This window comes from Sphingobacterium sp. JUb56 (assembly GCF_014191365.1).
In the GTDB taxonomy this organism is placed as follows: domain Bacteria; phylum Bacteroidota; class Bacteroidia; order Sphingobacteriales; family Sphingobacteriaceae; genus Sphingobacterium; species Sphingobacterium anhuiense.
In genome coordinates, this window is the sequence record NZ_JACHWL010000001.1 from 4,569,155 (window position 1) to 4,581,577 (window position 12,423).

The window sequence follows — 12,423 nt, forward strand, 5'->3', positions numbered from 1 at the left end:
AGGTTATATTGATTTGTCAATTGTATTAATTCTGTCCGCTAGAGATGTCTCCACTGCAAAAACAAGTTCTTTCCATGTAACATCCAATCGCTCAAGAACCTGTATTCCTTCTGCTGTGATTTCATAATATTTACGTGGAGGTCCAGAAGTTGATTCCTTCCATATATAACTCAGCAAACCGTTATTTTTAAGCCTAGTCAACAAAGGATATAAAGTTCCCTCTACAACCAAGAGCTGTGCTTTTTTCAGTTCGCTGATGATATCCGATGCATATATTTCCCCTCGGGAAATAATAGAAAGAATACAATATTCCAGTATTCCTTTCCGCATCTGTATTTGTGTATTTTCAGCTATCATAACAATACAAAGATATATGTTTTATTATGTACTATGCAATACATAGTACTATATAAATTTCAAAAATAAAATTAAAACGCTGTAAATCAGCTAAATAATTTTTATATACGTCTAAATACATTATTTCACTTTTCTTATATTTATCACTATTTTAGCACGAAAATTGATTATAAGGAGTGCATGATAAGATTATTATTAGATTATAAGTGGGTAATGCTTTGGGCTGTAGTGGTTATAGCACTGTGTTGTATGCCAGGACAAAGTTTTGAGAAAGTTCCTTCCTATCCGGGGATGGACAAGCTCGTTCACGCAGGTATGTTTTTCGTATTTTGTACGTTAATTTATAATGGTGTATTGGTTCAGTTCAAAGGTCGCCCTACAAAATGGCTTCCCGTTATTGTCGTAAGTATTTTAGGTATCCTTTTCGCCTTACTGACTGAAGCATTGCAATTGTATATATTCACCTATAGATCTGGTGATTGGTGGGATCTCTTTGCAGATAGCGTAGGCATTGGTATGTCGGGTTTTGCTTACTTGCTTTTTTACGTGAGACGTAAAAAGTAACAGATCAAATATTTAACATTCTAGATCAGATACTGCTTAGAAATTAACTGTGAAGTAGTTATCTGAAGTATGCTAAGCCCTCGCTAAGGTCAGAACAGAAATCCGGCAACCCGCCGCAAGAAGTTTTTCAGCGGCGGCGGTTAATGTAGCTCCTGTGGTCAGTACATCATCTACCAAGAGCACATGTTTATCTGCTAAAATAGTTTCATCTGGGCAAAAAAACACATCTTGAACGTTGTCGTATCGTTCCAATCTTGATTTTTTAGTTTGACTTGTCCCTTCGCCAACTCGCGTTAATCCATGTTCCAAAACGGGTTTTGACAATGCAATACCAAGACCTTTTGCTAAATAAAAGGATTGATTATACCCCCTTTTCTTCAACTTCTTTTTATGCAAAGGAACGGGCACAATGACATCAACATCCTGAAAAGTGTGACTGTTAGACAGCGTCTCACCATATTTCCTTCCAAGGAAATATGCAAGTTGAGGTTGATTGGCATATTTGATTTGATAAAGTATCCGCTCTACCCGCGAGTCCTGCCGCAACAGAAATAGAGCCGAGGCATGTTCAAAATGAAATTTTCCCCACAATTGGCGCGCAACTTGATTATTAAGATCTAAATGAAAATCTGTGATAGGTAAATGAAATAGACAAGAAGTACAGATATACCTTTCTTGACTAACTAAAACATGGCCACAGCCTGCACAAATTTTTGGGAAAAATAAGGCTACAAAGTCTGATAAATAAAGAAATAATTGGTTTCTCATTTTTGATTATGCCTATACTAACTTAAGTAAATTTGTTCTATTTACAATTAAAATTATAAATAAAACAAATTTATCACAGTCTCTATCATCAATTAGTATATTGAGAAGAGGTATAGTCTAATCCCTTATTATTAAGCTTCTTGAGCTTCTTTATCTTTAATTGCTAACTGACCACAAGCGGCGTCAATATCTTTACCACGGCTTCTACGAACATTTGTTATAATACCTTGATTTTTCAGATAATTAGCAAATACCTCAATCTTATCGGCATCGGCATTGACAAAACTTGCTAAAGAAATAGGATTGTATTCAATAATATTAACCTTACAAGGAACATTTTTACAAAATCTTGCCAACTCTTTAGCATCCTCGAGCTCATCATTAAAATTATCAAAAACGATGTATTCAAAGGTTATTGGGCTTTTTGTCTTCGCATAAAAATACTTCAATGCATCTGCTAATGCTTCTAATGTATTTTGCTCATTGATGGGCATGATCTCATTACGCTTCTTATCATTTGCGGCATGTAAAGACAATGCTAAATTAAATCGGACTTCGTCATCCCCTAATTTTTTAATCATTTTAGCAATACCAGCGGTAGAAACTGTGATCCGTTTTGCCGCCATATTCAATCCATCTGGCGAGGTAATACGCTCTACCGACTTCATCATATTCGCATAGTTCAAGAGTGGTTCACCCATCCCCATATAAACAATGTTGGTCAATGGTTGCTGATATTTCTCTTCTGCTTGTTTTGCGATCAAAACAACTTGATCATAAATTTCATCTGCATTCAGATTACGTTTACGATCCATATAACCCGTGGCACAAAATTTACAGGTCAAACTACATCCAACTTGAGAGCTCACACAAGCAGTCATACGTTCTGGAGCAGGGATTAATACACCCTCAATCACATTTCCATCATACAAAGTAAAACTACTTTTGATAGTTCTATCAGAACTGACCTGTGATTGTTTGACTTTAACAGCACGAATAACAAAATTCTCTTTTAGCTTTTCCCGTAAAGGTTTACTTAGGTTGCTCATCAAATCAAAATCCACACAGGATTTTGCCCAAATCCATTCGTAAATTTGCTTTGCACGGAACCCTTGCTCACCCATTTCAGTAAGCTTCTCTTTAATCTGATCTATCGACAGACTACGAATATCAATTATTTTACTTTTCTCAGTCACAGCGCAAAGGTAAGGTTATTTCTATAAAAAACTTATTTTTATAATGTCATAAAAATCAGAACTCGCTGAATTATAAATTATTACTTGCGATCAAAGGGATACAAATGTTAACGGAGCCAACATCGTTCTTGACCAATTTTTAAAAAAATTCTTCTTAACTAAATGAAAAACAAGTTTATAATGCGTTCATACGAGATTTAGATCACAGATAAAATATACATTCCCGCTCGAATGGATGCAAAACTTTTCCTAGTTTTGAATCATCAGTTTTGATCAACTTCAAAAGAAGTATCAGAATATAATACCTTAAGCTCACGCTACAGATGGAAATACAGAAACTAGAACAGAAGCATTATCCCGATGTTGCCCGCATTTACCAGCAGGCAATCGTTGCAGGAAACATCACTTTAGCGACAAAAACTAGTTCTTGGAAAGATTGGGATAAAGATCATCTCGAAAATATGCGCTTTGTTGCCATTGAGAACAATACTATAATCGGTTGGGTAGCATTATCTCCTGTACTACAGCGAACAGGCTATCATGGTGTAACCGAATTAAGTATTTATATCGATCAGGATCATCAAGGCAAAGGAATTGGCAAAGTATTGATGCAACATATTATTGACACTTCTGAAAACGCGGGCATTTGGACGATCATGTCCTTTATTTTTCCTGAAAATGATAAAAGTATCTTGTTGCACAAAAAATTCGGATTTAAATTATTAGGCACGCAGCAAAAAGCTGCCCAGCTAAACGGAATTTGGATGGACAACTGCATTTTAGAGCGGCGGTCAGCACTAATATAAACGTAGAGCCCCATTTTTCTAATAAAAATGGGGCTCTTGCACAATAGATTACTATTTATTATCCATGTATGGCTTCTTTCGTTCCATACGATTGGATCAAATTTCCTTCAAATTCTAACCACTCTTTCCAACGCTTATCGACATCGACATCCGTTGAGAATTGACGTGCGAAATTAAGAAACGTTGTATAGTGATTCGCCTCAGAAACCATTAGATCATGATAAAACTTCGCTAATTCCTCATCCTTTATATTTTGAGACAATACTCTAAAGCGTTCACAGCTTCGAGCTTCAATCATGGCCGCAAATAACAAACGATCTATAAAAGCCATGTTACGGGAACCGTCCTTTTTATTGAATTTCATCAGTTGCCCCACGTAATCATCTTTACGTTCTTTACCCAACGTATAGCCTCTTTCTTTAATAATATCAATGACCATTTGGAAATGTTGCATTTCTTCAATAGCAATCGCTGTCAATTCATGCACCAATTCTTCATGTTCCGAATTGTACATAATTAATGAAATAGCATTTGAAGCTGCCTTTTGCTCGCACCAAGCATGATCAGTCAGAATCTCTTCTAAATTTCCTTCTGCAATATTTGCCCACCTCGGATCCGTTAACAATTTCAATCCTAACATTTTGTCCTCTCTATTTTTAAAACACAAAGTTAAGCATATCTCTCCGATATAAAAATGTTGAATACTACTTTAACCAAGGTCTTATTATCCCTTATTAAGGGCAGCTCTAACCTGAGGAGCGATCTTTGTTCCAAAAACCTCAATTGCTTTCATCATATCAATATGATTTGGTGCACCAACATCCATATGTGCAGAAAAGCGCGTCAAACCTAAAGATTCCTGTATTTTTAAGATTTTATCTACAGCATAGTCCGCATCTCCAATAATTAAATGACCATGTGATGAACGTCCAAAGTCATATTGAGTCCGTTGGTATGGTGGCCATCCACGATCGCCGCCTATGCGATTCATTTGTGCTGCATAAATAGGATAGTACGCATCTGCAACTTGTTGTGAATGATCCCCAAAAAGAGCATGCATATGTACACCTACCTGAAAATTATCCATATCATGACCGTTATCGGCATAAGCTTGTTGGTACATTTCTACCAGTGGCTTAAAAGCTTCGTACGTTCCTCCAATAATAGCAAACATAACGGGTAAACCTAATTTCCCAGCGCGAATAACAGATGAAGTTGTACCTCCTACCGCAACCCAAATTGGTAATTTAGGTTGAACAGGTCTTGGAAAGATCTGTTGATTTACTAATGTAGGACGAAATTTACCCGTCCAATTAATCGTATCCTGATTATTTAATTTGACCAATAGGTCCAATTTTTCTTCAAATAATGCTCCATAATCATTTAAATTATAACCAAACAAAGGGAATGATTCAATAAATGATCCTCTACCTGCCATAATCTCCGCACGTCCATTTGATAAAACATCAACTGTCGCAAAGTCTTGAAAAAGTTTAACCGGATCTGCAGAACTTAACACGGAAACTGCACTCCCTAATTTTATATTTTTAGTAACAGAAGCGGCTGCCGCTAATATAATTTCTGGAGCTGAAACAGCATAGTCCGGACGGTGATGCTCACCCATTCCAAAAAAATCCAGCCCAACTTCATCCATCAATTTTATTTGTTCAATAATCTGATGTAACTTTTCCTGTGAAGATTGTATTTGCCCTGTTTTGGGATCAATATGCAAATCGCCAAACATTCCTATTCCTAATTCCATATTATTCTTTTTTAAGATTAAACAAACTTATCAATTTTCTATCTCTTAAAAATTGATCTACAACAAGAAAAAACTAGAAAATACTTTTTTGAAAACATGATGACAGTACAGCCATCAAACTAAAAGAAAATGAGCGTACATGTTCAACAATCTACTACAAATGAATTCAGAAGCTAACTGAATAATACTACTATGCCTTTAAAGAAGATGGCAGAACAATCTTTGTGGATCCATTTCAGCGACAACACATAAAAAAGTGAATAAGCATAACCATTTTATAAGTCATTTTTTAGACAGATTACTTTAATGCAAAATGCTTTACTGTTGCTTTTACGACATCTGCCACATGACCATCAAAATGATGATTCCCTTTCATATAAATAGTTTCTAAATTTTTTAACCGAATATTCTTAATCGGGAAACTCACTCCATCTTCACCAAGCAAAATAGCCGTTCTAACATTGACCATTTTATTGATCTCGGCAACAACATCCATACTTCTTTTAACCTCGCTCCTCCCAAACAGGTCTGAAACATGAATCTCCAAATCTGTAGAAGTTGATGGTTCCAGAAGTGCCACAGCCTGCAATCGCTCCTTCCATTCTGCGGTTAATTTATTAACCAAAAAAGGAATAACATCCGCACCAAAGGAATATCCGACAAAATAAACGAGGTGATTCTTTTTACCTACCAATAATTTTTCAAGCGTGCTGCTTAGTTCCTTCGCAATCTGATCTGCGGATTTCTTATCCCAAAAAAAGCTCTTCGAGTTTACAGCTCCAACTGTATATCCCTGTTTCCCCAAGAGATCGCAGTAACTCGTTGAAAAACTATTAAGACCACCATCACCACTTAGATAAAGGACAATAGGGCTATTCGCATTATTGTTCCAAATCTTAAGCGGGATATCTTTCTGCTGCCCCATTACTGTTAATTTTAACAAAAACAAGAGGATAAATAACCCTAATTTATTGCGTACCATCTGTATCCTATTCATTATCTGGCTTCATTACTTTAGACAAAGCTTGAGGCAACTGTAATAGGTCAAAATCATTGCCAAAAATTAAATACTTATTTTCCCAGATCGTCGCATACTTTTCTTTAAAATCTCTCAAACTCTGATAGTGTTTAAAAGAGCCCACTTTGTCGGCTGCAAATTTCATAATCTGCTCTGCAGGGTTATCTGGAGATTCAATACCACTCATCGGTACCATTCCCAGATTAATATATTTAGCACCTTTTTTCCGGGCATAATCAACCAGATTTATAATTAGAGCATCCATACATCCTCCGGGAGCATGCTCCACTTTACGGATAAGATCATACGTACACTCCCCTTCAGTAAAATCTGGTATAATATTCAAAAAGGCGACAATCTTATTTTGATCATCTTTTACCGCTATAACATCTTGTTCAGCAATTGCTGCTGCCTCAAACTGTCCTTGCGAAAAGATCATTTCTTTCTTATCGAACACTGTAAGCCATTCATCAGAAACAGCCTTCAGTTCAGCTACAATCGCATCCGAATGCGGGGCGGTTAGCAAAACAGTCGCATACCCTTTTTTTTCTAAGCTATTTAAAGAGTTTCGAAGCGATTTTCTATTCTTACCTTCTAAAGAAAATGATGCAACATCCATCAAGGCCTCCTGCCCTATAATGATCTTCCGTTTTCGAAGCTCCAGAAAATAAGGCAAGCTGTTTTCATCAACGCGGTAATACACGGACTTTAACCCCAAAGAGGTACAATAAAGTTCGAACTCTGCAATTACTTCATCTTTATCGTCAAATGCACATACAGGTTCATCTAAAACAATCGCGAAAGCCTGACTGATACGGTAAGAGACAAAACCATCTGTCCGCTCAGAAAAATACAATTGTTTATCTGGAGCAATTTTGAAATAATCCATCGGCGACCCTCCATACAATTTGAGTAAACGCTTCGCCTTATCCAGTACGTTCTGCTCATGATCTTCTTCATGAATAATCCTAGGACACAAGAAAGTATAGATCAACAACATCCATGAAAATAGACCCAGAAAGTGTGTAATATTCAAAAACTCCTGACCAAAAGTTGTTAACGGGTTGAGTTCGTCATTAAATAACAAAAAACTCTGCATGGTATGATATATAGACTGCTGCCAGGTAAAATCAACGCCAAAATGCTTTTTGTCAATCACATAAAAACAGACAAACCCAAACAAACACACCCCTGTCAAGGCAATGAAAAAGGTCGCAAAACCGATACGCATCCAATTTTTATTGGTTTTAATCCGGTACTGCTTTTGGTTCGTAACCAGTAAAACAATAATAAACAAGGACACCAATGCTTCTTCATAATCTAGTGCCTTACCAATATGTCCTAGTAAGGATAGAAAAGAAAATATGAGAGCAATCCAAAAAGCCGATCTGTAGCCCTTAATCAGATAAGCGGCACTCACCATCAACCCAAGTCCTAAAACCAATACCATCAACTTAGATGCATGCATCGCTTCGATAGGAAGGTAATATTTTTCAAGCCGCATCCGTTCCACCAATGGCGGGGTTGCTACCGAGATGAGGTTGATGATCCCTAAAAAGAAAATAGCAATGGCGGGTAAAATTCGTGCAATGATCTGCCTTCCACGCCAGATAAAAGAAAAAACTCCAAAAATTAAGGGCAACCAAAATTCAAATGACCGATAGATAATTGTCAGCCCTAAGCCTTCTTCTTTACTATAACCATAAGAAGTAAAGATATATAACATCGTAAATTCTACAGCACCTAAACCTCTCAAAAAGGGAGAAACCATCATCAGAACGACTGTAATGGTATAGGCCACAGCTGCAGCTTCAAACGAAACATGTGTCTGCAGCGCATACATGCTAATAAATGCATGGGCAATACCACAGAACTCAATAGCGACAGAAACCAGAATGGTCATCCATAGATATCCTTTGTGAATATGTGCCGAAAACAGCTCATGAATATTACCGATCAGCTTCGGAAATTTAATCTCCAGCCATCTATACAATCCATTTTTTACTCTAATCGACCAGAAAAACAGAAAGGATAAACCGAGTAACAAACCAAGTACGACCAAAGATATCCAGGCATTATCAAAGTTTTTATGATCAAAAACAGTATACAGAATAATAGGGACACCAATAATAAAAACAGTCAGTAACCCGACATACCCATATATGGCGCCTGATTGATGAATTTTGGTCGAGTTAAGTTGTTTCTTTCGTAACTGCGAAGTGGTATAGGCCAATGAACTGACCCCTCCGGCCGGAAGGAATACACTCAGTAGATTCCTTTTTAAAAAGAGTTCAACCGCATCCCATAGATTCAGTTTCAATCCGATAGATCGGAAACTAAAAATATACATCACTCCTTGTAACAAAATATATAATAAAGTGATTCCAAACCCAACTATTAACCAATTAAAATCTGCTGAAGCCAGCTGGGGACCTATGGAGGCTATTTCTTTACGTTCGCTTCTAAAAAAAACAAAGGCCAACAATACAATAAAAATAGCCAATAGCTCCTTCCAGTACGTTTTTGGAGACAGCTTTTGGATACCACTTAGCAATGATTTCTTCATATGAGTATGCTATTTTATCTATGATAAATATAACGAGTATTTACCCTCTTTAAATAAATAAATTGTGACCATTGTTTTAAACGTAGATAAATTTATCTCCATATGACAACAGATAGCCTGATAACGGCAAGAATCAAATTGTAGAAAAAATATATTCAACACCATCCTTTTATTATCCTTTTGAGCTAAGTTTCTTTTTGTAAATAATATTACAAAATGAAAAACAATCAATTGAAAATATAATGAATAGAGTATTGTGCTTTTTGCGTAAATTTCCATCGATGGAAAAACAAGAAATTCTTTTTATAGGTTTAGTCTGGCCGGAACCAAGTTCTTCTGCGGCTGGATTTCGTATGGTACAGCTACTAAAAAGTTTTCAAAAAAATGATAACACCATCACCTTTGCAAGTGCCGCATCTAAATCTCCATATAGTACCGATCTAGTCGCTATGGGTATTAATGAAGTGGAGATCAAACTCAATGATGCTAGCTTCAATGATTTCGTTCGAGATCTTAAACCTCATATTGTTGTTTTTGATCGCTTTATGACCGAGGAGCAATACAGCTGGCGAGTAGCACAAGAGTGTCCAGATACTGTCAGAATACTCGATACCGAAGATTTACACTTCTTAAGACACGCCCGCCAGTCCAATGCTAAAAATGGCGAACAGTTTGATCAAACCTTATTGTATTCCGATATTGCGAAAAGGGAAGTTGCCGCAATCTTACGCTCGGATATCTCGCTCATTATCTCCGAACTTGAGATGCAATTATTGACGAATCAGTTTGCGATCAATCCATCCATCCTCTATTACCTCCCCTTTTTGGAAGAAGAAATTGATGAAGCATGTATAGCGAGCTGGAAGACTTATGAAAACCGTGCTGACTTTATGTTTATCGGCAACTTTATACATGAGCCGAATTGGAACACCGTACAGTATTTAAAAACCGAAATTTGGCCCTTGCTCAGGAAGCAGCTTCCTAAAGTAAGTCTGAATATCTACGGTGCCTATCCAAGTCAAAAGGTACTTCAACTTAACAACCCTAAGGAACGATTCTTTGTTCATGGAAGAGCAGACCATGCCCAAGATACCATGTCCAGACACCGTGTCCTATTAGCTCCTATTCAATTTGGTGCTGGTGTTAAAGGTAAATTTATAGATGCTATGCAAACAGGAACCCCCTCCGTTACAACAACTATTGGAGCTGAAGCAATGTCGGGAGACCTGCCATGGAACGGGTTTATCGCAAATGAACCGCAACTATTTGTTGAAAAAGCAATCGAACTTTATAACAATAAAACGATCTGGTTAGAAGCACAGCAAAACGGTATCAACATCATTAATCATCGCTATTCACGCACGAGGTTTGAAGACGATTTTCTAATGACCATCCGTTTCATCAAAGCACAGCTTCAGGCCCATCGACAACAGAATTTTATGGGACAGCTGCTGCTCCACCATTCTTTATTAAGCACGAAATACTTATCCTTGTGGATAGCTGAAAAGAATAAGAAATAAGCTTATTTAAGCCCTTCCCACCATTTATCATATCGTTTATCTAGCTGTTGCAAATAAACAATCTCTCCCATTTTGGGTGTTAACACAGGAATTTCTGCCTCTTCCGCATACTTACTGACCAGAGAAAGCGGTTCCTTCCAGTCGTGCAGTGCCAATGCAAACTTGCCAGAATGTACTGGTAGAAAATGTTTAGCCTGAAGATCAACAACCTCCTTTAAAAGTTCGTCGGGCATGGAATGGATATAACGCCATGTTTCATTATACTGACCATTTTCCAGGATCGCTAAATCAAAAGGACCATATTTATCGCCGATAGTCTTAAAATGTTTCCCATAGCCGCTGTCTCCACCTAAAAACAGCTTATACTTTTCTGTCTGTAAAACAAATGATGTCCAAAGTGTTGTATTACGCTTAAACTTTCTTCCTGAAAAATGACGTGCAGGTGTGGCAACTATCTTAAACTCCTTTTCAAAAGATGTCTCATCATACCAGTCCAATTCCGTAACCTTATTTTCAGCAAATCCCCATCGCTCGAAATGGGCGCCAACACCAAGACCACAGATCACATTTTTAATTTTTGAACGTAACTGTATCATGGTTTTATAGTCCAGATGATCATAATGATCATGGCTAATTAACAAAAGATCAATCGGCGGAAAATCATCAGCCTGATAAACATAAGATAAATTGAAAGGCTTATTGCTCCCTGGAACAGGAGAAGCATTATCCGAAAAGACGGGATCTACAACAATGATCTTTCCGTCAATCTTCAGGAGATAAGAAGAGTGCCCAAACCAGATAAGCAAATCAGCATCGGGTAAATTTTTAAGATCCTGCTTCATAACCGGAAGTGGCATCTTAGGGCTTCGAATAGCACGATCTTTAAATAAAAAAGCATACATCGCTCCGACAAAGCTCTCGCCCTCTTTCAATGATGGAGTATGTTCCAAATTTTGAAACTGCGAATCCCTAAAATTCGGAGACTTTATAACACGTTCCAGACGTGTTCCGGTGATTTTTCCTCCAAAAAGAGGCCTCATTAAATAAACATTACCCATTACAATTAATATAATTACACTAGCAAGAACTATCTTTAAACGTTTACCGATCTTCATTTCAACCAAACTTAGATAAATTTGTATTATTTACTGTTATTATTGAATGACACGATACAAATTCATTTACTGGAAACTTCCTTATTTGAAGCCATGATCGTGATCCACTTATAAATCCAGCTACCACGATCTAGAATGATGATAAAGCGGAAATATAGAATCTGAAATTCAATCTTTGACTTGATATCATGAATAAAATCCCACAGCATATTAAACGGATAACCCAACATTATACTTTATCTCGAAATCATATGATTATATTTTTACAAAAAGCTGACAGTTAAAAAGTGTTAATATGGTGTAACATGTCGTTCTTGATACTACTTTTACCGCAAATATGAGAGCGCTGTATTTACTGGTCCTGATCTTCAATTTATTCCTATTACAGGGAGATGGAATTGTTTTGACCAACAGTCATTTTCATAGCAGCACAGGGTCTGTTTCTTCCTTCCTAGGTAAGTCTCCTGAAACAAAAATAAAAAGTTCACATATCCATTCTATCTTCAGTAAAGCGTTAAATGAACGCACATATGAAATGACAGAAGATGATGTCGAAGATGAACTTGTTTTTGAATCGCATACGATTACTGTTTTCAAAAACATTGCTTTGCTCAGTTATGCACTGGCACTGATTTTTGTTCTTAAAAATTTAAAGAATCTCCTATCGGTTTTTAAAACACAGCATTTTACTTCTACAAACAAATACATTTTACAGCGCGTCCTTCGCCTGTGATATCTCCCACTCTTCAGC

General features: G+C 36.9%; 12 protein-coding genes. 4 read left to right on the forward strand and 8 right to left on the reverse strand.

Translation table 11 applies throughout. From position 1 onward, the window contains the following. Nucleotides 1-3: 3 nt before the first annotated feature. On the reverse strand, nt 4-357 hold the full coding sequence (locus FHR29_RS19490; RefSeq protein ID WP_132771639.1) for a PadR family transcriptional regulator: 354 nt from the start codon (nt 355-357) through the stop codon (nt 4-6). 180 nt (nt 358-537) lie between these two features. On the opposite strand from FHR29_RS19490, the gene FHR29_RS19495 reads away from it, so the two are divergent. After that, nucleotides 538-921 carry a VanZ family protein gene (locus FHR29_RS19495; protein WP_132771640.1) on the forward strand — a complete coding sequence of 128 codons (384 nt, stop codon included), beginning with the start codon at nt 538-540 and terminating at the stop codon, nt 919-921. Nucleotides 922-993: 72 nt separating this feature from the next. Here FHR29_RS19495 and FHR29_RS19500 read toward each other — a convergent pair whose 3' ends face one another. Both FHR29_RS19500 and rlmN read right to left on the reverse strand, forming a co-directional pair. Then, the gene (locus FHR29_RS19500; RefSeq protein ID WP_183916363.1) at nt 994-1,689 is read right to left on the reverse strand and encodes a ComF family protein; all 696 of its coding nucleotides are present in this window, start codon (nt 1,687-1,689) and stop codon (nt 994-996) included. 131 nt (nt 1,690-1,820) lie between these two features. Continuing rightward, the gene (rlmN, locus tag FHR29_RS19505; RefSeq protein WP_021189386.1) at nt 1,821-2,885 is read right to left on the reverse strand and encodes a 23S rRNA (adenine(2503)-C(2))-methyltransferase RlmN; all 1,065 of its coding nucleotides are present in this window, start codon (nt 2,883-2,885) and stop codon (nt 1,821-1,823) included. 323 nt (nt 2,886-3,208) lie between these two features. Between rlmN and FHR29_RS19510 the strand changes: the two genes are divergently transcribed. Further along, nucleotides 3,209-3,691 carry a GNAT family N-acetyltransferase gene (locus tag FHR29_RS19510; RefSeq protein ID WP_183916365.1) on the forward strand — a complete coding sequence of 161 codons (483 nt, stop codon included), beginning with the start codon at nt 3,209-3,211 and terminating at the stop codon, nt 3,689-3,691. A gap of 58 nt (nt 3,692-3,749) precedes the next feature. Here the strand turns inward: FHR29_RS19510 and FHR29_RS19515 are convergent, their stop codons facing one another. The 4 genes from FHR29_RS19515 to FHR29_RS19530 all read right to left on the reverse strand — a co-directional run bounded on the left by FHR29_RS19515 (nt 3,750) and on the right by FHR29_RS19530 (nt 9,037). Further along, nucleotides 3,750-4,331, reverse strand: coding sequence for a tRNA-(ms[2]io[6]A)-hydroxylase (locus FHR29_RS19515; RefSeq protein ID WP_021189384.1), 582 nt, complete (start codon nt 4,329-4,331; stop codon nt 3,750-3,752). Nucleotides 4,332-4,415: 84 nt separating this feature from the next. Beyond that, entirely contained in the window at nt 4,416-5,453 is a 1,038-nt protein-coding gene (locus FHR29_RS19520) for an LLM class flavin-dependent oxidoreductase (RefSeq protein WP_183916366.1), read from the reverse strand. 298 nt (nt 5,454-5,751) lie between these two features. Then, a complete protein-coding gene (locus tag FHR29_RS19525; RefSeq protein WP_183916368.1) occupies nt 5,752-6,450 on the reverse strand; it encodes an AcvB/VirJ family lysyl-phosphatidylglycerol hydrolase in 699 nt (232 codons plus the stop codon). Beyond that, the gene (locus tag FHR29_RS19530) at nt 6,443-9,037 is read right to left on the reverse strand and encodes a phosphatidylglycerol lysyltransferase domain-containing protein (RefSeq protein ID WP_183916370.1); all 2,595 of its coding nucleotides are present in this window, start codon (nt 9,035-9,037) and stop codon (nt 6,443-6,445) included. The genes FHR29_RS19525 and FHR29_RS19530 overlap by 8 nt, the downstream gene beginning before the upstream one ends. Nucleotides 9,038-9,318: 281 nt before the next feature. Here FHR29_RS19530 and FHR29_RS19535 point away from each other — a divergent pair, with 281 nt between their 5' ends. Then, nucleotides 9,319-10,557, forward strand: coding sequence for a glycosyltransferase (locus FHR29_RS19535; RefSeq protein ID WP_183916372.1), 1,239 nt, complete (start codon nt 9,319-9,321; stop codon nt 10,555-10,557). 2 nt (nt 10,558-10,559) lie between these two features. Here the strand turns inward: FHR29_RS19535 and FHR29_RS19540 are convergent, their stop codons facing one another. Further along, nucleotides 10,560-11,672, reverse strand: a complete 1,113-nt coding sequence (locus tag FHR29_RS19540) for an MBL fold metallo-hydrolase (protein WP_221197867.1) — start codon at nt 11,670-11,672, stop codon at nt 10,560-10,562. Between the two features lie 337 nt (nt 11,673-12,009). On the opposite strand from FHR29_RS19540, the gene FHR29_RS19545 reads away from it, so the two are divergent. Beyond that, nucleotides 12,010-12,405, forward strand: a complete 396-nt coding sequence (locus FHR29_RS19545; protein WP_168127929.1) for a hypothetical protein — start codon at nt 12,010-12,012, stop codon at nt 12,403-12,405. Nucleotides 12,406-12,423: the final 18 nt, after the last annotated feature.